The sequence below is a fragment of the Micromonospora fulviviridis genome, assembly GCF_014648395.1.
GTDB lineage: Bacteria > Actinomycetota > Actinomycetes > Mycobacteriales > Micromonosporaceae > Micromonospora > Micromonospora fulviviridis.
On record NZ_BMRA01000005.1, the window covers coordinates 525,114 to 548,234 of the forward strand.

The following is a 23,121-nucleotide window of genomic DNA, read 5'->3' on the forward strand; positions in this document are numbered from 1 at the left end:
CCCGCCGGCGCCGGCTCCGACCGTGGCGAGTTCCCGTTCCCGCCGCACGGGGACTCGCCACGATCCGGTGAGCAGCCACCGGAGGAAGCGGGTTCAGGCGTCCAGGTCGTGCAGCACCCCGGCCAGCAGGTCCACGGCGGCCGGATAGGCGTGCGCGGGTGGGTGGGCGTAGCCGACCACCAGGCCGGGCGGTCCGCTGTCCGGGTGGTGCCGGTGCATGGCGAGCCCGCCGACGGCGAGTCCGCGCGCGGCGGCCGCGGCCAGCACCGCCGCCTCGGTCGGGCCGCCGGGTCGCAGGTGGACGGTGGCCTGCAGGCCGGCCGCCACCCCGGCCACGGCCGACCGGCCACCCAGCCGGTCCAGCAGCAGGTCCCGCCGCTGGCGGTAGCGGCGCCGGACGGTGCGGATCTGCCGGTCGTAGCCGTGCCCGTCGATCAGCTCGGCGAGGGCGAGCTGGCCGATGGTCTCCGTGTGCAGGTCCAGGTGGCGCTTGGCCTCCACCACCGGCTCCACCAGCCGGGCCGGCAGCACCAGCCACGCCAGGCGGAGCGCCGGGCCCAGCGTCTTCGCCGCCGTTCCCACGTACGCGACCTGCTCCGGGGCGGTGCCCTGGACCGCGCCGACGGGCTGCCGGTCGTAGCGGAACTCGCCGTCGTAGTCGTCCTCGACCACCAGGCCGCCGGTGGCCCGGGCCCATTCCGCCAGCGCGTGCCGGCGGGCCGGGTGCAGGGTCACCCCGGTGGGGAACTGGTGCGCCGGGGTCACCACGGCCGCCCCCACCCGGGCCAGCGGCCCGGTGCCGAGCAGGTCGGTACGCGCGCCGAGCCCGTCGACCGGCAGCGGCAGCACCGTGCCGCCGTGCCGGCGGACCACCTCCCGGTGGAAGGCCAGCCCGGGGTCCTCCATGGCCACGGTCGGGGTACCGGCGTCCCGCAGCACGCCGGTGAGCAGCACGAGGGCCTGGACGTACCCGCTTGTGACCACGATCCGTTCCGGGTCGGCCAGCACGCCGCGGGCCCGGCCCAGGTAGCCGGCGAGCGCCCGGCGCAGCTCCGGGCGGCCGCGCGGGTCGCCGTAGCCGTACGCCTCGGCGGGGGCCACGGCCAGCGCCCGCCGGGTGGCCCGCAGCCAGGCGGCGACCGGGAAGAGCCCGACATCGGGGCTGCCCGGGCGCAGGTCGTACCGGAAGGTCGGCGGCCCGGACGGCGGCGCGGCCGGCGGCGGCGCGGCCCGGCGCAGCCCGCTGACCTCCGTGCCCGCGCCGATCCGGGCGACCAGCCAGCCCTCGGCGACCAGCTGGTCGTAGGCGGCGCTCACGGTGCCCCGGGACAGGCCCAGCTCGGCGGCGAGGGCGCGGGTGGCCGGCAGCCGGGTGGCCGGCGGGAGCCGCCCGTCGCGGATGGCGTCCCGCAGCGCCCGTTCCAGCCCGGCCCGCCGGCCGCCGGTGGCGTCCAGCTCCAGGTGCAGGTCGACGCCGAAATCGGCCCAGTCCATCGGCACGGAATTGGAGCTTACGGGCGGGCCGCCGGCCCGGCGAGACTGGCCGCATGACCGAGCTGAGCCGGCGGGCCGCCGCGTTGCGCGCGCTGCACCGCCCCGGGGACCCGCTGATCCTGCCGAACGCCTGGGATCCGGGGTCGGCCCGCGCGGTGGTCGCGGCGGGCTTCCCAGCCGTCGCCACCAGCAGCGCCGCGGTCGCCGAGGCGCTCGGCCACGCCGACGGCGAGGCCGCGCCGGTGGCCGAGATGTTCTCGGCGGTCGGCCGGATCGCCGCCGCCGTGCCGGTCCCGGTCACCGCCGACCTGGAACGGGGGTACGGGCTGCGCCCGGCCGAGCTGGTCGAGCGGCTGCTGGCGGCCGGGGCGGTGGGCTGCAACATCGAGGACTCCGACCCGCGGACCGGGAGGCTGTACGACGTCGAGGAGCAGGCCGACCTGCTCGCCGGGATCCGGGCGGCGGCGCGCACGGCCGGCGTGGACCTGGTGCTCAACGCCCGGGTCGACGTGCACCTGCGGGCGTACGGCCCGGCCGAGGGGCGGCTCGCCGAGGCGGTCCGCCGGGGACGCGGCTACCTGGCCGCCGGGGCGGACAGCGTCTACCCGATCCTGCTGGCCGACCCGGAGCAGATCCGCGGCTTCGTCACCGAGGTGGACGCCCCGGTCAACGTCATGGCCCGACCCGGCGCGCCCGCACCGGCCGAGCTGGCGGCCCTCGGCGCGGCCCGGATCAGCTTCGGCTCCGGCGTGTACGCGGCCGCCCGCGCCCGCGCCGCCGAACTGCTCGCCACCGTCCACGCCGGCGGCGACCCGTTCGGATCCTGACCCGCGCCGCCGCGTCGGGTCGCCGGATGTCGGCCGGGACGGCAGGATGGGCGGATGGGCGCCGCTGACGAGACCCGGGACGGGGTGTCGCTGACCAACCTGGACCAGCCGCTGTTCGACGGGGCCGGGGCCACCAAACGCGACCTGGTCGACTACCTCGACGCGGTCCACAAGCGGATCCTGCCCGGGCTGCGGGACCGGCCGCTGTCGGTGGTCCGGGTGCGGCCCGGCCAGGACCCGTTCATGCAGAAGAACCTGCCGAAGTACACGCCGGACTGGGTGCGCCGCACCTCGGTCTGGGCGGAGGCCTCGCACCGCAGCATCTCGTACGCCCTCTGCGACGACCGGCGCACGCTGCTCTGGTTCGCCAACCAGCGGGCGGTGGAATACCACCCGACGCTGGGCCACGCCGGCGACCCGGAGCACCCCACCCACCTGGTCCTCGACCTGGACCCGCCGCCGGGCGACTCGTTCGGCGCGGCGGTCCGCACCGCGCTGCTGGTCCGGCAGGCGCTCACCGACGCCGGGCTGGCCGGCGCCGTGAAGACCAGCGGGGCGAAGGGCCTGCACGTCATCGTGCCGGTGGACCCGGCGACCACCGCCGAGGAGGCCGCCGCGGCGACCCGGGCCCTCGCCGCCCGCGCCGAGCGGCTCGACCCGGCGCTGGCCACCACGGCCTTCATCGTCGAGGACCGGGGCGGCCGGGTCTTCGTCGACTCCACGCGGGCGTACGGGGCGACCGTGGTGGCCGCGTACAGCCCGCGGATCCGGCCCGGCACGCCGGTGTCGTACCCGGTCGGCTGGGCCGACGTCGAGGCCGCCACCCCGGCCGACTTCACCGTGAAGACGGTGCCGGCGCTGCTCGGCGACCGGGACCCGTGGGCGGAGGCGCTGCCCGCGCCGCAGCGGCTGCCGGAGGAACTGGTGGCCGAGGGGCGGAGCATCCCGGTGGCCCGGGTGCAGGCCATGCACGAGGGCAAGCGCCGTGCGAAGGCCCGCCGCGAGGCCGGCTGACCCACCCCCTGACCACGGCCGTCGACGGCCCTGGCTGATCGCTGCCAAGTCAGCATCCCGCCGTCGGCGAACCCTTCCGTGGTGGCGGGAGGGGCGAGTATCTCCTTCACCATGCTCCCCCAGACACCCCTGCGCCGGGCCGCCGCCACCGGGCTCGCCGGCGCCGTGCTGGCGGCGGCCCTCTTCGGCCCGCCGGCCCCGACCGCCGGCGCCACCCCGCCGCCCCCACCGTCCCGGCCGGCTCCGGCCACCACGGTCACCCTCCTCACGGGTGACGTCGTCACGGTCACCGAGATCGGTACGGGCCGCTACTCGACCGAGATCCGGCGCCCGACCGGAGCCCGGGGCGGCGTGCACGCCCAGACCATCGGCAAGGACCTCTACGTCATCCCCGACGAGGTGCTCCCGTACCTCGCGTCCGGACGGCTCGACCGGCGCCTCTTCGACGTCACGGGCCTGATCGAGGACGGCTACGACGACCAGCACTCCGACGGCATCCCGCTGATCGTGAGCTACGCCGACCCGGTGTCCGCCCGGCGTCCCGCGCCGGCCGGCGCCACGATGGTCCGGCGGCTGGCGAGCGTGCGCGGTGCGGCGGTACGCGCGACCAAGCACCAGGCCCGCCGGGTCTGGGACGCGGTCACCCCGGAGGCCGCCACCGTCGCCCCGGCCTCGGCCGACGCGACCCCGGCGCTGGCCGACGGCATCAGCCGGATCTGGCTGGACGGCCGGGTCCACGCCGACCTCGCCGACAGCACCGCGCAGATCGGCGCCCCGGCCGCCTGGGCCGCCGGGCGCGACGGCTCCGGCGTGAAGGTGGCCGTCCTCGACACCGGGGTCGACGCCGACCACCCCGACCTGGCCGGCCGGGTCAGCGCGAGCGCGACCTTCGTGCCCGGCGAGACCGTCGACGACGGCAACGGCCACGGCACCCACGTCGCCTCGACGGTCGGTGGCAGCGGCGCCGCCTCCGGTGGCCGGGAGCGGGGGGTCGCCCCGAAGGCGGACCTCATCGTCGGCAAGATCCTGGCGGACGAGGGCTACGGCGCCGACTCCTGGGTGATCGCCGGCATGGAATGGGCGGCCGGCCAGGGCGCCCGGGTGGTCAGCATGAGCATCGGCGGCGACCAGTCGACCGACGGCACCGACCCGCTGAGCACGGCCGTCAACCAGCTCACCGCCCAGACCGGCGCGCTGTTCGTGGTGGCCGCCGGCAACGCCGGCGCCGAGGGCGTGATCAGCTCACCGGGCGCCGCGGACGCCGCGCTCACCGTCGCCGCGGTGGACTCCGACGACCGGCTCGCCGACTTCTCCAGTCGGGGGCCACGCTTCGGCGACTACGCCCTCAAGCCGGACATCGCCGCTCCGGGCGTGGACATCCTCGCCGCGAAGGCGGGCGGCACCGCGGCCGACGGCTGGTACCAGTCGATGAGCGGCACCTCGATGGCCACGCCGCACGTGGCGGGCGCCGCGGCGATCCTCGCCCAGCAGCACCCGGACTGGCGCGCCGCCGAGCTGAAGAACGCGCTGATGAGCACGGCGAAGAAGCTGGACGGTCAGACCGCGTACCAGGTGGGCGCCGGCCGGGTCGACATCCCGGCCGGGCTCGGCGCCACGGTGACCGCCACCGGCTCGGCGTACTTCGGGTTCCAGGGCTGGCCCCACGACCACCTCGCGCCGGTCGATCGCACCATCACGTACACCAACACCGGCGACGTGGCGCGGACCCTGCGCCTCGCGGTGACCGGCGAGATCGCCGGCGGGCCGATGGACGCCGACCCGCACGCCGACGAGGGCAAGCCGGCGCCGGGTGTCTTCACCCTGCCCACGGAGACGCTCGTGGTGCCCGCGCACGGCACGGCCACGGTCACCGCGACCGCGCACCCGGAGCTGGGCGCCGCCGGTCGCCGCTACCTCGGCGAGGTCACCGCGACCGACGCGGGCGGTGCGCTCGCCCGCACCACGCTCGGCCTCTACCTCGAGGAGGAGCGGCACGACCTGACCTTCTCCGTCCGGGACCGCGCCGGCCGGTACGTGTCGGCGTTCCTCGCCGTGCAGCGCTTCGGCGAGGCCGACCCCTACTTCCTGACCAGCAGCGACACCGGACCCACCACGGTGCGGCTGCGCCCCGGCACCTACAGCGTCTGGAGCTACCTCGACGTGCCCGGCGGCCACGGCACCGACTCGTGGGGGACGGCCCTGCTCGGCGACCCGGAGATCGTGCTGGACGGGGACCGCACGGTGGACCTGGACGCCCGCAAGGCGGTGGAGGCCACCGCCACGGTGCCGAAGCGGACCGAGGACCGGATCCTGATGATGGACTGGTACCGGTCGGACGGCGTCAACGGCATCGACGACAAGTACATCCTCGCCCCGTGGGCGGACACCATGTACGTCCTGCCGACGAAGCAGGTCACCCGGGGCGCCTTCGAGTACGAGACCCGCTGGCGCAAGGCGTACCCGCTGCTCACGATCACCGACCAGGGTCGGGAGGTGCGCTTCCTCGGCCAGCCGGGTTCGGCGCTCCACGACGGCCGCGAGCAGGTGGACGGCGTCTTCGCCGGTCTCGGGCGCCCGACGGACTACGCGGGCCGCGACGTGCGGGGCAAGGTCGTGCTGGTGAACCGCTCCGACGAGCTGACCAACGCGGAGCGCGCGGCAGCGGCGGCGGACGCCGGAGCCGAGCTGCTGATCGTGGTCAACGACACGCCGGATCCGTACTCGCAGTGGGTGGGCGACGAGGAGGGCGGGCTCAGCGCCGTGCCGGTCGTCGGCGTCACGTCCACCACCGGCGGTCCGCTGGTGGACCGGGCTCGCCGCGGGCAGTTGCGGCTCGGGCTCGAGGGCACCCCCAGTTCGCCGTACACGTACGACCTGGTCGACCCGCATCCGGGAAGGGTCCCGGCCGACCTCGCGTACCGGCCCCGGCCGAAGGACCTCGCGGTGGTGGAGATGCGGTTCCACGGTGACGCCCCGACCCTGGGCGGCGAGTTCCGGGAGGACTTCCGTCCCTACCGCACCTACGCGGCCGGCTTCCCCCTCTGGCAGGGCATGCAGCGGACCCGGACCGACTACGTCTCCGCCCAGCCGGGCACGACCTGGCGGGAGGGCGCCATCGGCGGCCGGGAGCGGGAGCTGGCCTCGGTCGGGGAGCAGCGGGCCTACCGGCCGGGCAGCACCAGCACCGTCTCCTTCTTCGGGCCGGTCACCCGGCCCCGGGACAACGCCTCGTTCTACGCCTCCGAGCGCACCGCCGGCTGGCTGACCTTCAACGTCCAGCCCTGGTCGGACGGCGACCGGGGGCACGCCGGTTTCATGCAGTGGGGCAGCGATCTCGCCCTCACCGTCCGGCGGGACGGGGAGGAGGTCGCGAAGGTGGACGGCTGGGCCCAGGCCACCATCGAGGGCAACCCGGAGGGCGTCGGCCACTACACCCTCGACCTGACGGCCAGCCGGGCCGGCTACCGGCTGTCCCCGCGTACCCACACCACCTGGGAGGTGCTGTCCCCGCACGTCGAGGACATCGACGACCTCGACGTGGTGGCGGTGCTCCAACTGGACTACGCGGTCTCGACCGACCTGGCCGGGGACGCCCGTGGCGGCCGCCAGCACCTCACCGTCACCCCGTCCCACCTGCCGGGTGCCGCCGGTGCGGGGACGATCGCCGGCACGACGCTCGCCGTGTCGTTCGACGACGGCGCCCACTGGCGGGACGTGGCCCTGGTCCGGCGCGGCGGGACCTGGGTGGCAGACTTCGTGGCCCCCGACACCGGCTACGTCTCGCTCAGGGCCACGGCCTGGGACGACGCCGGCAACCGGGTCAGCCAGGAGATCACCCGGGCCTACGGCCTCGCCACCCCCGGTTCGCGGTAGCGAACCGTCAGGAGCGGCGGCCCCGGGGACCCCCTCCCCGGGGCCGCCCGCTGTCGGCCCCGGCACCCGAGCACGAGATGGGACAGGCATGCTGGCACCGCTGGGACTCGACCCCGTCGAGGAGGAGATCTACCGGCAGCTCATCGCGTCCCGGCGGGCGTGCGCCGCCGAACTCGCCGCCGCCACCGGCCGCTCCGACGCGGCGGTCCGGTCCGCTCTCGCCGGTCTGGTCGAGCGCGGGTTGACCGGTACACCCGGGGACGCCCCCGCCGACGGCGACCCGGTCTTCGTGCCGGCGCCGCCCGCCGTGGCCCTCAACGCCCTGCTGCGGCAGCGCCAGGACGACCTGCGGCAGGCCGAGTCCGACGTCGCCGCGCTGGCCGAGCAGTACCGCACCGCCGACCTGGCCCCGGGCGTCATCGAGGTGATCGCCGACATCGACACCGTCCGGCGCCGCTTCTTCCAGATCCAGGAGGCGGCGCGCCACGAGGTGCTCTCCATGGTGCCGCCCGACCTGCGGGTCGTCCCGCACCGGGAGAACACCGCCGAGCGGGTGAGCATGAAGCGGGGCGTCCGCTACCGGGCCCTGCTGGACCGGCGGGCGCTGAGCGCGCCCGACATGCAGGCCGACATCCGCGCCAGCATGGCGCTCGGCCAGGAGATCCGCATCGTCGACGCCGTGCCGGTCAAGATGATGATCGTGGACGGCGAGATCGCCATGCTGCCGCTGCACCACGACGCCGACGGCTCGCCGGCCTCCATCCTGGTGCACCGCAGTGGACCGCTCGCCGCGCTGGTCGCGTTCTTCGAGTCGGCGTGGGAGCGGGCGTACCCGCTGCGGCCCGCCCCGGCCCCGGACGAGGTCGCCGAGCTGTCCGGCGGCGAGCTGACGGACGAGCACATGCAGGTGCTGGCGCTGCTGCTCTCCGGCCAGACCGACCAGGCCATCGCCACCCAGCTGGAGATCTCGCTGCGGACGGTGCACCGCCGGATCCGCCAGCTCATGGACGCGGCCGGGGTCGAGACCCGGGTCCAGCTCGGCTGGGCCGCCGCCCGCAACGGCTGGGCCTGAGGCGGGGAGTCCGCGGGATGCGAAAAAGCCCGGGCCAGCGGCCCGGGCTTCCTCCTGTCTGTGCCCCCGGCAGGATTCGAACCTGCGCCCCCGCCTCCGGAGGGCGGTGCTCTATCCCCTGAGCTACGGGGGCTCAGCGACCCGAGAAGAGTAGCAAACGCCGTCCCGGATCACCGAATCGGCACCCCGCGCGCCGATCTTCGTGGATCAGGCGGCGGCCACGGGGCGACCGCAGCTGGGCAGCGGGTGCAGCACGATGCGGCGCGGCAGGCGGCGGGGCCACTCGTTGCGCGGCCAGGAGCCGTCGACGATCAGGTGCACCGTGCGCTCGTCGGCGCCGCTGAGCCGCAGCACGAAGTCGCGGGGGAGCGGCGGGTCGACCGTGGGAGTCGTGATCATGAAGCGCACCCGGCCCCGGGACGAGACCGCGGAGATCACGTCGGCCGCCGGCATGGTCCCCCGCAGGCGTACGCGGCCGATCCAGTAGACGTCCGCGGCGTGCTCCTGGGCGGCCCGGGTGATCGACGGGTACTCGCTGCGTACCCAGCGCTCGACCGCGCCGACGCAGAGCCCGCAGGCCCGCTCGCGGGGCTCCCGCGGACCCAACCCCCAGGCCCGCAGGTACGCCCCGACCGTGCCGGCGTCCATGGTCAGCTCGAACTGGCGCTCGATGAGGGTGGTCAGGCTCTGCCGCGTCCAGAGCTCCTCGTCCAGGCCGAACTCGTCGGGGTGGACGCCCCGCAGCACGTCGATCAGTTCGAGTTCCTGTTCGCGACTGAGCGTTCCCGGCTCGCCCTGCCGCAGTCCGCGACGGACGGCTGCCACCGCCCCGTCACCGCCGATGGTGTGGCGTCGGCACCAGCTGGTCACCGACCGCCCTGCGTCTCTGAGTGCAACCCCCACGTCCTGCGCAACGAGCCCGAATCGCAACTGGTCACGATATGTGGGGAGAAAAGTCTCCAAGCAGCGCAATGGGTTGTACCACCCAAACCGTTATAAAGCGGCATAACGGTCACGGGCCCGGCCCGGGTACACGAAGGGCCCGCGTCGCAAACGACACGGGCCCTTCCGTACGAGCAGGTGTTACAGGGTGCCGCCCAGGCGCTTGAGCGCCGCCGTGAGGTTGGTCAGGTCGTTCTGCTGGGTGTTCTTCATGACCTGCGCGACCGCCAGCACGTCGTCGTCGTGCCCCTGGTCGAGGATCCCGTCGATCATGTGCACCCCGCCGACGTGGTGCCGGATCATCATCTGCAGGAACAGCACGTCGAACTCGCGTCCGGTGGAGGCCTTCAGCTTCGCCATCTCCTCCGGCGTCGCCATGCCCGGCATCAGCCCGTTCTTCACCGCCGCGCCGTCCGACATCCAGGCCATCGGCGGCTCGTTCCCGGTCGGGTCGAGCTTCCAGGAGCGCAGCCAGGTCTGCATGGTGCCGATCTCGCCCTGCTGCCCGGTGGCGATGTCGCCGCCCATCTGGCGTACCTCCGGGTCCTGACCCTGCCGGAACGCCAACAGCCCCATGGCCACCGCCTGCGCGTGGTGGGCCGTCATGTCCCTGGCGAAGCCCGCCTCGGCCGAGTTGTCGCCGGGGCGGGTGAGCGTCGGGGTGAGCAGGCCGCCCGCGTAGCCGAGGAGGAGACCGACCACGACGGCGGCGGCCAGGGCCAGGGCGCCGAAGCGCCGCGCGGCCCCCCGGCCACCGTCACCGGTGTCCGGGGCCTCGTCGTGCTCGGTGTCCGTCGTCACGGCGGCGGTCATCGCGGCGTCCTCACTGCGTGGGCTGCTCGGGCATGTTGTTGGGGAGGTTGTCCCGCGGGGTGGTGCCGGTGGCGGTGACGCCCTGGTCGCAGAGCGCGGTCGGGCCCTCGATGGAGGCGTTCACCCGCAGGGTCTTGATGAACTCGTCGATCCGGCCGTCGTCGGCGTTGTCGACCTTGAGCTGGAAGCCCCACGCCTGGAGGGAGATCGGCTTGTCCAGCCCCTCGTACGGGCTGAGCATGAGCTTCTCCTTGCCCTGCACCTTGGCCTTGAGCTTCTCCACCTGGTCGGCGGGCAGGTCCGGGCGGTAGGTGATCCAGACGGTGCCGTGCTCCAGGCTGTGCACCGCGTGCTCGTTGGCGATCGGGGCGTCGTAGACGTCGCCCATGCAGTTCTGCCAGGCCTGGTTGTGCGGGCCGGCGACCGGCGGGCTCACGTCGTACTTGATCGTGCCCGGCTGGTGGTTGCCGCCCTTGACCAGGTTCTTGTCCTTCTTGCGGAAGTCGACGATGCCGTTGATCGCGTCGGCCCGCTTCTGCCACGGCTGCGAGCCCTGGTAGACCGCCCACGCCCCGACACCGATGATGCCGACGGCCAACACGCCCACCGCGACGAACAGGGCGATCGGACCCCACGAGCGACCCTGGCTGACCTTCACCGGGGTGACCGGCTTGCGGCCCTTGCCACCGGTCTGCCGGGTGGTGCCCTTGCCGGCCCCGGCCTTGCCGCCGGCGGGCTTGTCGGCAGCGGCGGGCCGGCCGGCGGCCGGCTTCTTGCCGGTGCTGACCACGGTCGGACGGCGTTCCGGGCCGCCCGGGGTGCTGATGCTCATCGTGCCTCGTCAGGTCGGTCGGTCAGGGAGCCGCGGGGCCGGTTCACATGCTGGGTCGCCGCCGCGGGTGCCGAGTCTACCCCCGATAACATGGTTCGGTGACTCCCGCAGAACTCGCCGAGGTCGTCCTCTCCGCAGCCCACGCCGTCTTCGAAGACCGGGGCCTGGATCGCTCCGCGCTGCCCGCGCAGACCACCGTCGAGCGACCCCGCAGCCCCGAGCACGGCGACTACGCCTCGACGCTGGCGCTGCAGCTCAGCAAGAAGGTCGGCGTGCCCCCGCGGGAGCTGGCCGCCGCCCTGGCCGACCAGCTGGGCCGGGCACCGGGGATCAAGTCGGTGGAGATCGCCGGCCCGGGCTTCCTCAACATCCGGCTCGACGCGGCCGCCGCCGGCCAGCTCGCCAAGGTCATCGTCGAGGCGGGCCCGGAGTACGGCCGCAGCGACGCCCTCGCCGGCCAGCGGATCAACCTGGAGTTCGTCTCGGCGAACCCGACCGGCCCGGTGCACATCGGCGGGGTCCGCTGGGCGGCCGTCGGTGACGCGCTCAGCCGGCTGCTCCGCGCCACCGGCGCCGAGGTCGGCACCGAGTACTACTTCAACGACGCCGGCTCCCAGATCGACCGGTTCGCCCGCTCGCTGCTCGCCGCCGCCCAGGGCCAGCCGGCCCCGGAGGACGGCTACGGGGGCGCGTACATCGCGGAGATCGCGGCCGAGGTGGTCAAGCGCCGGCCCGAGGTGCTGGACCTGGCCGAGGCCGCCGCCCAGGAGGTGTTCCGGGTCGAGGGCGTCGAGCTGATGTTCGCCGAGATCAAGTCGTCACTGCGCGACTTCGGCGTCGAGTTCGACACCTACTTCAACGAGAAGGACCTGCACGACCGGGGCGAGCTGGACAAGGCCCTCGACCGGCTGCGGGAGCAGGGCCACCTCTACGAGTCCGAGGGCGCCACCTGGCTGCGCACCACCGACTTCGGCGACGACAAGGACCGGGTGCTGCGCAAGTCCAACGGCGAGTGGACCTACTTCGCCGCCGACTGCGCCTACTACCTGGACAAGCGCGAGCGCGGCTTCGAGCGCGTGGTGATCATGCTGGGCGCCGACCACCACGGCTACATCGGCCGGATGAAGGCCATGGCCGCCTGCTTCGGCGACGACCCGGACCGCAACCTGGAGATCCTCATCGGCCAGCTGGTCAACCTGCTCCGCGACGGCGCCCCGGTGCGGATGAGCAAGCGGGCCGGCACCGTGGTCACCCTGGAGGACCTGGTCGACGCGATCGGCGTGGACGCCTCCCGCTACGCGCTGGCCCGCTACTCCAGCGACTCGCCCATCGACATCGACGTGGAGCTGTGGACGCGGGCCACCCGCGACAACCCGGTCTACTACGTGCAGTACGTGGCCGCCCGCACGGCCAGCGTCGGCCGCAACGCCGCCGAGGTCGGGCTGACCCGGGGTGAGGCCGACGCGTTCCACGCCGAGCTGCTCTCCCATGAGAAGGAGAACGAGCTGCTCAAGGCGCTCGCCGAGTTCCCCGCCGTGGTCTCCTCGGCGGCCGAGCTGCGCGGTCCGCACCTGGTCGCCCGCTACCTGGAGCGGCTGGCCGGCGCCTACCACCGGTTCTACGACAACTGCCGGATCCTGCCGCGTGGCGACGAGGAGGTCACCGACCTGCACCGGGCCCGCCTCTGGCTGAACGACGCCACCCGGGTGGTCATCGCCAACGGCCTGCGCCTGCTCGGCGTCTCGGCCCCGGAGCGGATGTAATGCGGGCGCACGAGGCCGGTGCCCTGCACGGCGACATCGGCAACCGGGGGCCGGCCTGGCTGCGTCCGCCGGTCGACGTCAACGACCTGGTCCCGCAGCTCTGGCCGCGCAACGTGGCGCGCGGCGCGGGCGGCGCGCTGGCGGTCGCCGGCCTGGACGTCCGCGACCTGGCCGCCGAGTTCGGCACCCCGGTGTACGTGCTCGACGAGGACGACCTGCGCGCCCGCAGCCGCGAGTTCCGCGACGCCTTCCCCGACGCCGACGTCTACTACGCCGGCAAGGCGTTCCTCTGCCGCGCGGTGGTGCGGATGATCGCCGAGGAGGGTCTGTTCCTCGACGTCTGCACCGGGGGTGAGCTGGCCACCGCGCTGTCGGCCGGCATGGAGCCTGCGCGGATCGGCTTCCACGGCAACAACAAGTCCGTGGCGGAGCTGACCCGGGCCGTGGACGCCGGGGTGGGCCGCATCATCGTCGACTCGTTCGCCGAGATCGACCGGCTCACGGCGCTCGCCCGCGAGCGCGGCGTACGCCCGAGGGTGCTGGTCCGGGTGACGGTCGGCGTGGAGGCGCACACCCACGAGTTCATCGCCACCGCGCACGAGGACCAGAAGTTCGGCTTCTCCCTCGCGGGCGGGGCGGCCGCCGCGGCCGCCTTCAAGATCCTCGACGAGGACGTTCTGGAGCTGCGCGGGCTGCACTCGCACATCGGCTCGCAGATCTTCGACGCCAGCGGCTTCGAGGTCTCCGCCCGCCGGGTGCTGGCCCTCCAGGCGCAGATCCGCGACGCGCGGGGGGTCGAGCTGCCCGAGCTGGACCTGGGCGGCGGCTTCGGCATCGCGTACACCACGCAGGACGACCCGGCCACGCCGCACGAGCTGGCCAAGCGGCTGCGCAAGATCGTCGACGGGGAGTGCGCCGCGGAGAAGCTGGCCGTGCCGCACCTGTCCATCGAGCCGGGCCGGGCCATCGTCGGGCCGGCCGTGTTCACCCTCTACGAGGTGGGCACGGTGAAGGACGTCGACGGGATCCGCACCTACGTGAGCGTCGACGGGGGGATGAGCGACAACATCCGCACCGCGCTCTACGACGCGTCCTACTCGGCGACGGTGGCCAACCGGGTGTCGGCCGCCGAGCCGATGCTCGCCCGCGTGGTGGGAAAGCACTGTGAGTCCGGGGACATCGTGGTGAAGGATGAATTCCTGCCCGCCGACGTGCAGCCCGGAGATCTTGTCGCGGTGCCCGGCACCGGGGCCTACTGCCGGAGCATGGCCAGCAACTACAACCATGTCCCGCGGCCCCCGGTCGTCGCCGTCCGCGAGGGTCGGGCGCGGCTGATCGTCCGCCGGGAGACCGAAGACGACCTGCTCGCATTGGATGTCGGATGACCTCACCCGTTCGCTTGGCGCTGCTCGGCTGCGGCACGGTCGGCAGCGACGTCGTACGGCTGCTGCACGAGCAGTCCGCCGACCTCGCCGCCCGGATCGGCGCCCCGCTGGAGATCGCCGGCATCGCCGTCCGGCGGCTCGGCCGCGACCGCGGCGACCTGCCGGTCGACCCCGCCCTGTTCACCACCGACCCGCTCGGCCTGATCAAGCGGGACGACGTGGACGTCGTGGTGGAGGTCGTCGGCGGGATCGAGCCGGCGCGGACCTGGCTGGTCGAGGCCCTGCGCGCCGGCAAGAGCGTGGTCACCGCCAACAAGGCGCTGCTCGCCGAGGACGGCGCGACGCTGCACGACGCGGCCGCCGAGGGCGGGGCCGACCTCTACTACGAGGCCAGCGTCGCCGGGGCCATCCCGCTGCTGCGCCCGCTGCGCGAGTCGCTGCACGGGGACCGGATCAACCGGGTCACCGGCATCGTCAACGGCACCACCAACTTCATCCTCTCCGCCATGGACGCCACCGGCGCCGGCTTCGCCGAGGCCCTCGAGGAGGCCACCGAGCTGGGATACGCCGAGGCCGACCCGACGGCCGACGTGGAGGGCTTCGACGCCGCCGCCAAGGCCGCCATCCTCGCGTCGCTGGCGTTCCACACCCGGGTCACCGCCGCCGACGTGCACCGCGAGGGCATCACCGAGGTGACCGCCGCCGACGTGGCCAGCGCCAAGGCCATGGGCTGCACCATCAAGCTGCTCTGCATCGCCGCCCGGGGCGCCGACGCGGCCGGCCGCGAGACGGTCAGCGTCCGGGTGCATCCGGCGATGATCCCGCTGACCCACCCGCTGGCCAGCGTCGGCGACGCGTTCAACGCGGTCTTCGTCGAGGCGGAGGCGGCCGGGCAGCTGATGTTCTACGGCCGGGGCGCCGGTGGCGCGCCGACCGCCAGCGCCGTCCTCGGCGACGTGGTGGCGGTCGCCCGCAACCGCCTCGCCGGGGTGCACGCGGCCAGCGAGTCGGCGTACGCGGACCTGCCGGTGCGGCCGATGGGCGAGGCGCTGACCCGCTACCACATCAGCCTCGACGTGGCCGACCGCCCGGGTGTGCTGGAGGCGGTGGCCGGGGTCTTCGCCCGGCACGAGGTCTCCATCGCCACCGTGCGGCAGGGCCCGGCCGGCGGCGGCCCCGACGCCGAGCTGGTCATCGTCACCCACGTGGCGCCGGACGCCGCGCTCGCGGCCACCGTCGGCGAGCTGCGCGGGCTGGACATCGTCCGCTCGGTGACGAGCGTGCTGCGGGTCGAGGGCGGGGCGTAGCCACCCGTCCCGCCTGATGGTTATCCGGAGGTGTGCCGGCGGCCGGTCGGTAAGGCTGGTCCACGCTGGTAGGGGCCCCGCGCCGACCGGGGCGGCAGAGGCGAGGAGTGCGACATGTGGCGGGGTCTGATCGAGGCGTACCGGGACCGGCTGCCCGTCACCGACGCCACTCCCGTCGTCACCCTGCACGAGGGGAACACGCCGCTGCTGCCGGCGCCGGTGCTCTCCGCCCGGGTGGGCGCCGACGTGTGGCTCAAGGTCGAGGGGGCGAACCCGACCGGCTCGTTCAAGGACCGGGGCATGACGGTCGCCGTCTCCAAGGCCGTCGAGGCCGGTGACAAGGCGATCATCTGCGCCTCCACCGGCAACACCAGCGCCTCCGCCGCCGCGTACGCGGCCCGCGCCGGGATCACCTGCGCCGTGCTGGTGCCGCAGGGCAAGATCGCGCTGGGCAAGCTGGCCCAGGCGCTGGTGCACGGCGCGAAGCTGCTCCAGGTGCAGGGCAACTTCGACGACTGCCTGGCGCTGGCCGGCAAGCTCGCCCAGGACTACCCGGTCGCGCTGGTCAACTCGGTCAACATCGACCGGCTGCACGGGCAGAAGACCGCCGCCTTCGAGATCGTCGAGGCGCTCGGCGACGCGCCCGACATCCACTGCCTGCCGGTGGGCAACGCCGGCAACATCTCCGCCTACTGGATGGGCTACTCCGAGGACCTGCGCGACGGCAACGCCACGAAGGCCCCCACGATGTACGGCTTCCAGGCGGCCGGCGCGGCCCCGATCGTCACCGGCAAGGTGGTGCCGGAGCCGTCCACCATCGCCACCGCCATCCGGATCGGCAACCCGGCGAGCTGGACCAAGGCGATCGACGCCCGGGACGCCTCCGGCGGGCTGATCTCGGCGGTCACCGACCGGGAGATCCTGTCGGCGTACCGGCTGCTGGCCCGCGAGGTCGGGGTCTTCGTCGAGCTGGGCAGCGCGGCCAGCGTGGCCGGCCTGCTCCAGCAGGCCACCGCCGGCCGGGTGCCGGCCGGCGCCACCGTGGTCTGCACGGTGACCGGCCACGGCCTCAAGGACCCGGAGTGGGCCATCTCCACGGCCCCCGCCCCGCTGACCATCGCCAACGACGCCCTGGCCGCCGCCCGCTCCCTCGACCTGGTCTGACCGGCCCGCGCCGGCCGGAGCGGGCGCCGTCACGCCGGCCGGGGTCCCTGCGTGGGAGCGTGATCGCGTGCGGCAGACTCTGGACACCCCGTACACCCCTTTGCAGGAGTGAGTGACGCCGATGTCGGTGCTCGCCAGATTCAGTCTCGCCAACCGGGGGCTGATCGCCCTCATCGCACTGGTGACCACGGCGTTCGGGGCGTTCGCCGTGCCGTCGCTGAAGCAGCAGCTGCTGCCGTCCCTGGAGTTCCCGGCCGCGTTCATCGTGGCGCCGTACCCGGGTGCCGCGCCGGAGATCGTCGAGTCCCAGGTCGCCGAGCCGATCGAGAACAGCCTCCAGGGCATCCCGGGGCTGGAGAAGGTCACCTCCACCTCGCGCGAGGGCTCCGCCACGGTCCAGGTGCAGTACGAGTTCGGCACCGACCTGGACGACGTGGTCAACAAGATGCAGACCGCGCTGAGCCGGATCGACGCCCAGCTCCCCGAGGGCGTCGACCCGCAGGTGATCGCCGGCAGCACCGACGACCTGCCGGCCGTGGTGGTCGCCGCCACCGGGGACGCCGACGAGCGGGCCCTGGCCGAGAAGCTGCGCAGCACGGTCGTGCCGGAGCTGGAGGGGCTGGACGGCGTCCGTACCGTCGACGTCACCGGCGCCCGCGACCAGGTCGTGACCATCGTCCCCGACCCGGCGAAGCTGGCCGCGGCCCGGCTGGCCCCGACCGCGATCGCCCAGGCGTTGAAGACCAACGGCGTGGCGCTGCCGGCCGGCACGGTGATCGACGGCAGCCGCTCGCTGCCGGTGCAGGTCGGAACCCCGATCCGCACCGTGGACGACCTGCGCGGGATCGTGCTCAGCACCGCCCCCGCCGCCCCGGTACGCCTCGGCGACGTGGCCCGGGTGGAGCAGCAGCTCGCCCCGGCCACCAGCTTCACCCGCACCAACGGCAAGCCCAGCCTCGGCATCGCCGTCACCGCCTCGCCGGACGGCAACGCGGTGGCCATCTCGCACGACATCCGGGACCGGCTGGACGAGCTGGAGGCCGCCTCCGGCGCCGACCTGACCGTGGTCTTCGACCAGGCGCCGTTCGTCGAGCGGTCCATCGAGAGCCTCACCACCGAGGGCCTGCTCGGCCTGCTGATGGCGGTCGTGGTGATCCTCGTCTTCCTGCTCTCGATCCGCTCCACCGTGGTCACCGCGGTCTCCATCCCGCTGTCGGTGCTGGTCGCGCTGATCGTGCTCTGGGCCGGCGACTACTCGCTGAACCTGCTCACCCTGGGCGCGCTGACCATCGCCATCGGCCGGGTGGTCGACGACTCGATCGTGGTGCTGGAGAACATCAAGCGACACCTGGAGTACGGCGAGCCGAAGCGGGACGCCATCCTGGCCGCGGTCCGCGAGGTGGCCGGCGCGGTGACCGCCTCCACCCTCACCACGGTAGCCGTCTTCGCGCCGATCGCGCTGGTGGGCGGCTTCGTCGGGCAGCTCTTCGCGCCGTTCGCGATCACCGTGACGGTGGCCCTGCTCGCCTCGCTGCTGGTCTCGCTGACCGTGATCCCGGTGCTGGCGTACTGGTTCCTCAAGCCGCCGCGCGGCGGGGCCGACGAGGCCGCCGCCCGGCACGCCGCCGAGGAGAAGGAGCTGCGCAGCCCGTTGCAGCGGGCGTACCTGCCGGCGATCGGTTTCGCCACCCGCTCCCGGGGCACCCGCTGGGCGACCGTGGCTCTGGGCCTGCTGGTGCTCTTCGGCACCTTCGGGCTGGCCCAGAAGCTGGAGACCAACTTCCTGGACGACTCCGGCCAGGACACCCTGGCCATCCATCAGGAACTGCCGGCGGGCACCGGGCTGACCGGCACCGACCAGGCCGCCGCGCGGGTCGAGGAGATCCTGCGGCGTACGCCGGGGGTGGCGACGTACCAGGTCAGCGCGGGTGGTGGCGACAACCCGTGGGCGGGTGGCGGCAACGACACCGCCTCCTGGTCGGTGGCGCTCACCGACGACACCGACGCCGCGGAGGTCCGCGAGAAGCTGCGCAAGGAGTTCGACGCGCTCGGCCCGGAGACGGGCGAGCTGACCTTCGGCGGCGGGCAGAACGCCGGCGCCGCCAACCAGCTCGAGGTGGTCGTGCAGGCCGCCGACCAGGAGACGCTGACCCGGGCCGCCGAGGCCGTCCGGGACGCGATGGCCGGTACGGCGGGCGTCGAGGACGTCACGACCGGCCTGGCCACCCGGGTGCCCCGGGTGGAGGTGACCGTGGACCGGGTCGCCGCGGCCCGGGCCGGGCTGACCGAGGCGGCGGTGGGGCAGGTCGTCGCGCAGGCGTACCGGGGGGCGCCGCTCGGCCAGGTCACCCTGGACGGCACCCCGCAGGACGTGGTGCTGAGCACCGGGGCCCGGCCGCCGCTGAGCGTGGCCGAGCTGCGGGCGCTGCCGGTCGGCCCGGTGAAGCTGGACGACGTCGCCGACGTCAACCAGGTCGAGGGCCCGCAGCAGGTGACCCGGATCGACGGTGAGCGGAGCGTGTCGGTGACCGGGTCGGCCACCGGCTCGAACCTCGGCGCCACCACCCAGGAACTGCAGAAGAAGCTGGACGCGCTGGACGTGCCGGGGGCGACGTTCGTCATCGGCGGCGTCAGCGCGGACCAGGCGGACGCCTTCGCCGACCTGGGCCTGGCCGTGCTGGCCGCGATCGCGATCGTCTTCCTGATCATGGTGGGCACGTTCCGCAGCCTGACCCAGGCGCTGATCCTGCTGATCTCCGTGCCGTTCGCGGCGACCGGCGCGATCGGGCTGCTGCTGCTCACCGGGACCCCGCTCGGCGTGCCGGCGCTGATCGGCGTGCTCATGCTGGTCGGCATCGTGGTGACCAACGCGATCGTGCTGCTCGACCTGATCAACCAGTACCGGGTTCAGGGCATGGGCGTGACCGAGGCGGTGGTCGAGGGCGGCCGGCGCCGGCTGCGGCCGATCCTGATGACCGCGGTCGCCACCGTGTTCGCGCTGCTGCCGATGGCGTTCGGCCTGACCGGTGAGGGCGGCTTCATCTCCAAGCCGCTGGCCGTCGTGGTGATCGGCGGGCTGCTCAGCTCGACGCTGCTGACGCTGATCCTGGTGCCCACCCTCTACACGATGGTGGAGCGCACCAAGGAGTCCTTCCGCGAGCGCCGGGCCCGCCGGCGCGGCACCCCGGTGCCCGCGGAGCCGCCGGCGCCGGTTCCGGTGACCGTCGGGGGCGCGGAGCGCCCGGCAGAGTCGGCTGACGGGCCGCCGGCCCGCCCGGCGCCGTCGGCCGCCCTGGTCGACGGCACGGACCAGTTCGAGGTGCTGCGGCTGCCGAAGAGCCGCCGTTCCCCGCTCCCGCCGACGGAGTAGCCGCGCGATCCCCGAGAGCGGGTGGCCGTCCCATGGTGGACGGCCACCCGCTCCGTACGGGGCAGTGGGAAACAGCCCCGCACGGTACGGTGGGTGAGCCGACACCTACGGTGGGTTGCGGTCCGTCCTGGTGGGCGGCCGGCCGGAGCGGAAGCGGGGGCGATGGCGGACGGCGTGGCCCGTTGGGGCAGGCGTACGGTGCTCCGCCGGGCCGTGCTGCTGGGCGGAGGCGCCGCGCTGGGTGTCGCCGCGACCTCGCAGACCGCCTGGATCGCCGACCGCCGGCTCCCGCTGGGCGGCGGACCGGCCAGCGCCACCCTGGGCAGCCGCTACCAGCAGGTCGGCGGCGGCGGGGTGGAGGTCGTCTGGGGGGTCCACACCGGCGCCCCGCTGGTCTCGCTGACCTTCGACGACGGGCCGCAGCCGCAGTGGACCCCCATGGTGCTGGACACCCTGGCCGAGCACCGGGTGCCGGCCACCTTCTTCCTGGTCGGCGAGCGGGCCCGCCGGCACGCCGCGCTCGTCCGCGACCGGCTGGGCGGGCACGAGGTGGGCAACCACAGCTGGGCGCACCACGACCTGGCCCGGATGGACGCCCGCACCGCCTACGACGACCTGCGCCGCAGCCACGAGGCGATCGCGGCGGCCACCGGGACGGCCCCCCGGCTGCTCCGCCCGCCCTGGGGGCACCTGGGCGGCGCCGTGCTCCACGCCGCCGCCCGGCTGAACTACCGGCTGGTGCTCTGGACGCTCCAGATGGTCGAGGGGGAGTATCCGCACGACCCGGCCGGGCACGCCCGGCGCATCGTGGCCGACGTGCGGCCCGGCACCATCCTGCTCGGCCACGACGTCGGCCCCGAGCGGCGGCTGGTCGCGCTCCGCGGCCTGCCCGACATGATCACCGGGCTGCGCGCCCGCGGCTACACCTTCGTGACCGTCTCCGAACTGCTGCGCCGCGCTGCCGTCGTGGGAGCGGCCCGATAGGGTGCCCGCGTGTCACCCACCGTCTCGGTCCTCGTCCGCAACCGCGACTTCCGCAACCTCTTCCTCGCCGAGCTGGTGGTCTTCGGCGCCGACTGGTTCGTCATGGTGCCGCTGCTCGTGCTCCTGCCGGCGCTGACCGGCAGCGGGGTGTGGGGCGCGCTGGTGCTCGCCGTGGACACCGGCATGACCGCCCTGCTGCTCCCGTACACCGGCACCATCGCCGACCGGTTCGACCGCCGGAAGATCATGATGGCGGCCAACCTCGCCGCGCTGGCCGGCATCCTGCTGCTGCTCGGCGTCCGGAACGCCGGCACGGCCTGGCTGGCGCTGGTGGCGATCGCCGCCGTGGCGGTGGCGAAGGCGTTCTACTCGCCGGCCGCGCAGGCCGCCCTGCCCAACGTGCTCGACCCGGCCGACCTGGCCGCCGGCAACGCGATCGCCGGCTCGGCCTGGGGCACCATGACCGTGGTCGGCGCCTCGCTCGGCGGAGTGCTCAGCGCCGCCGCCGGCCCGTACGCCAGCTTCTGGGTGGCGGCCGTGGCCCTGGCCGGGGCGGCGGGCCTGGCCGCGCTGATCCGCCGGCCGTTGCAGGCGCCCCGCGACCCGGCGGCGGTCGTCCCGCGCACCTGGCCGGCGATCCGCGAGGCGCTGGGTTACATCGCCCACCGGCCGCGGGTGCTCGCCCTGGTCACCGTGAAGTCGGCGGTCGGCCTGGGCAACGGCGTGCTGACCGTCTTCCCGCTGCTGGCCGGGCTGTACGGGGTCGGGGCGATCGGCACCGGTCTGCTCTTCGCCTCCCGCGGCGCCGGGGCGCTGGTCGGGCCGATCCTGATGCGCCGGGTGCTCAGCAACCGGGCCTGGCTGCTCACCGGCCTGGCCCTGTCCATGTCCCTGTACGGCCTGGCCTACGTCGGCGTCTCGCTGGCGCCCTGGTTCCCGCTGGTGCTGGTGCTGGTCTTCCTGGCCCACCTGGGCGGCGGCAGCAACTGGGTGCTGTCCAACTACGCCCTCCAGGGCGAGGTGCCGGACCGGTTGCGCGGCCGGGTCTTCGCCACCGACATGATGCTGGCGACGTTGGCCATCGCGGTCAGCCAGCTGGTCGTGGCGCTGGTGGTCGACGCGGTCGACGAGCGGACCGTGCTGGCCGGCTGCGGGCTGGTCACCGTGGTCTACGCGGTGGGCTGGCGGTTCGCCACCCGGCGGCTGTCGCTCACCGACCCGGTCGAGGAGGCGGCGCCCAGCCGCACCCCGTGACGTCGCGCGCCGTTCCCACGGTCCGGGCGATCCGGCGCGCCGTCGGTGCCGGGTCCTAGCATGAGCCGGTGCCGATGACTCTCACCTCCGGTCCCGTCCGGGTCCGGGTGCCCGCGACGAGCGCGAACCTGGGCCCGGGCTTCGACTCGCTCGGGCTGGCCCTCGGGCTGTACGACGACGTGGCGGCCGAGGTGACCGCCGGGGGCGTACGGGTGGCGGTGACCGGTGAGGGCGCCGGCGAGCTGCCCGACGACGACCGGCACCTGGTGGTGACCGCCATGCGGGCCGCCTTCGACGTGCTCGGCGCGCAGCCGGCCGGGCTGGCCCTGGAGTGCGTCAACCGGATCCCGCAGGCCCGGGGCCTCGGGTCCTCCTCGGCGGCCATCGTGGCCGGCGTGCTGCTGGCCCGGGCGCTGGTCGTCGACGGCGCGGCCCGGCTGGACGACGCCGCCGCGCTCCGGCTGGCCTCGGAACTGGAGGGGCATCCCGACAACGTGGCGCCCTGCCTGCTCGGGGGTTTCACGGTGGCCTGGACGGAGCCGGCCGGCGCGCGGGCGGTCTCGCTGCCGGTGGCGGCGGCGGTCCGGCCCACCGTCTTCGTGCCCGGCGAGCGCGGGCTGACCTCGGTCGCCCGGGCGGCGCTGCCGGCCACCGTGCCGCACGGCGACGCGGCGCTGACCGCCGGGCGGGCGGCGCTGCTGGTGCACGCGCTGACCACCGACCCGGCGCTGCTGCTCCCGGCGACCGTCGACCGGCTGCACCAGGACTACCGCGCCGCCGGGATGCCGGCCACCGCCGCCCTGGTGGCTGCGCTGCGTGCGGCCGGTGTGGCGGCTGTGGTCAGTGGGGCGGGGCCGACCGTGCTGGCGTTGTCCGAGGTCCCCGCGGGATTCGACCCGGGAACAGATTGGCGCCGGTGGGAGTTGCCGATAGACGTCAGCGGTGCCCGGGTTGCCCGGGGTAGACTTGGACACGCCGAGCGGGACCCTGTTGCCGCAGGTCGGAAGAGTTGATTACGCTCTACACC

16 protein-coding genes and 1 tRNA gene are annotated in these 23,121 nt (G+C 74.4%); 12 read left to right on the forward strand and 5 right to left on the reverse strand.

The annotated features are described in order from the left end of the window. Positions 1-93: 93 nt before the first annotated feature. Complete coding sequence (gene pdxR, locus IEY96_RS16645) at positions 94-1,494, reverse strand: MocR-like pyridoxine biosynthesis transcription factor PdxR (RefSeq protein ID WP_189195754.1); 1,401 nt, start codon at positions 1,492-1,494, stop codon at positions 94-96. Between the two features lie 53 nt (positions 1,495-1,547). On the opposite strand from pdxR, the gene IEY96_RS16650 reads away from it, so the two are divergent. From IEY96_RS16650 to IEY96_RS16665, 4 genes are all read left to right on the forward strand, one after another. After that, the gene (locus IEY96_RS16650; protein ID WP_189195691.1) at positions 1,548-2,321 is read left to right on the forward strand and encodes an isocitrate lyase/PEP mutase family protein; all 774 of its coding nucleotides are present in this window, start codon (positions 1,548-1,550) and stop codon (positions 2,319-2,321) included. A gap of 54 nt (positions 2,322-2,375) precedes the next feature. After that, positions 2,376-3,335, forward strand: coding sequence for a non-homologous end-joining DNA ligase (gene ligD / locus IEY96_RS16655; protein WP_189195692.1), 960 nt, complete (start codon positions 2,376-2,378; stop codon positions 3,333-3,335). A gap of 111 nt (positions 3,336-3,446) precedes the next feature. Next, on the forward strand, positions 3,447-7,208 hold the full coding sequence (locus tag IEY96_RS16660) for a S8 family serine peptidase (protein WP_189195693.1): 3,762 nt from the start codon (positions 3,447-3,449) through the stop codon (positions 7,206-7,208). An 88-nt stretch (positions 7,209-7,296) separates the two neighbouring features. Then, on the forward strand, positions 7,297-8,280 hold the full coding sequence (locus IEY96_RS16665) for a LuxR C-terminal-related transcriptional regulator (RefSeq protein WP_189195694.1): 984 nt from the start codon (positions 7,297-7,299) through the stop codon (positions 8,278-8,280). Between the two features lie 61 nt (positions 8,281-8,341). Here the strand turns inward: IEY96_RS16665 and IEY96_RS16670 are convergent. The 4 genes from IEY96_RS16670 to IEY96_RS16685 form a co-directional block, all read right to left on the reverse strand. Further along, positions 8,342-8,413: transfer RNA gene (locus IEY96_RS16670), tRNA-Arg, on the reverse strand. A 74-nt stretch (positions 8,414-8,487) separates the two neighbouring features. After that, positions 8,488-9,183 carry a winged helix-turn-helix domain-containing protein gene (locus IEY96_RS16675; protein WP_189195755.1) on the reverse strand — a complete coding sequence of 232 codons (696 nt, stop codon included), beginning with the start codon at positions 9,181-9,183 and terminating at the stop codon, positions 8,488-8,490. 180 nt (positions 9,184-9,363) lie between these two features. Further along, complete coding sequence (locus tag IEY96_RS16680; protein WP_189195695.1) at positions 9,364-10,035, reverse strand: DUF305 domain-containing protein; 672 nt, start codon at positions 10,033-10,035, stop codon at positions 9,364-9,366. Between the two features lie 10 nt (positions 10,036-10,045). Further along, the gene (locus IEY96_RS16685) at positions 10,046-10,867 is read right to left on the reverse strand and encodes a thioredoxin-like domain-containing protein (RefSeq protein WP_189195696.1); all 822 of its coding nucleotides are present in this window, start codon (positions 10,865-10,867) and stop codon (positions 10,046-10,048) included. A 98-nt stretch (positions 10,868-10,965) separates the two neighbouring features. Between IEY96_RS16685 and argS the strand changes: the two genes are divergently transcribed. The 8 genes from argS (at position 10,966) to thrB (ending at position 23,107) form a co-directional block, all read left to right on the forward strand. After that, entirely contained in the window at positions 10,966-12,630 is a 1,665-nt protein-coding gene (gene argS / locus IEY96_RS16690; RefSeq protein ID WP_189195697.1) for an arginine--tRNA ligase, read from the forward strand. Next, on the forward strand, positions 12,630-14,015 hold the full coding sequence (lysA, locus tag IEY96_RS16695; protein ID WP_189195698.1) for a diaminopimelate decarboxylase: 1,386 nt from the start codon (positions 12,630-12,632) through the stop codon (positions 14,013-14,015). The genes argS and lysA overlap by 1 nt, the downstream gene beginning before the upstream one ends. After that, on the forward strand, positions 14,012-15,322 hold the full coding sequence (locus IEY96_RS16700; protein ID WP_091318691.1) for a homoserine dehydrogenase: 1,311 nt from the start codon (positions 14,012-14,014) through the stop codon (positions 15,320-15,322). Before lysA ends, IEY96_RS16700 begins: the two co-directional genes overlap by 4 nt. A 114-nt stretch (positions 15,323-15,436) precedes the next feature. Beyond that, the gene (thrC, locus tag IEY96_RS16705; protein WP_189195699.1) at positions 15,437-16,486 is read left to right on the forward strand and encodes a threonine synthase; all 1,050 of its coding nucleotides are present in this window, start codon (positions 15,437-15,439) and stop codon (positions 16,484-16,486) included. Positions 16,487-16,607: 121 nt separating this feature from the next. After that, positions 16,608-19,856, forward strand: coding sequence for an efflux RND transporter permease subunit (locus IEY96_RS16710; protein WP_189195756.1), 3,249 nt, complete (start codon positions 16,608-16,610; stop codon positions 19,854-19,856). Positions 19,857-20,018: 162 nt separating this feature from the next. Then, positions 20,019-20,840, forward strand: a complete 822-nt coding sequence (locus tag IEY96_RS16715; RefSeq protein WP_189195700.1) for a polysaccharide deacetylase family protein — start codon at positions 20,019-20,021, stop codon at positions 20,838-20,840. Positions 20,841-20,849: 9 nt separating this feature from the next. Next, a complete protein-coding gene (locus IEY96_RS16720; protein WP_189195701.1) occupies positions 20,850-22,094 on the forward strand; it encodes an MFS transporter in 1,245 nt (414 codons plus the stop codon). A 74-nt stretch (positions 22,095-22,168) separates the two neighbouring features. After that, the gene (thrB, locus tag IEY96_RS16725) at positions 22,169-23,107 is read left to right on the forward strand and encodes a homoserine kinase (RefSeq protein WP_189195757.1); all 939 of its coding nucleotides are present in this window, start codon (positions 22,169-22,171) and stop codon (positions 23,105-23,107) included. Positions 23,108-23,121: the final 14 nt, after the last annotated feature.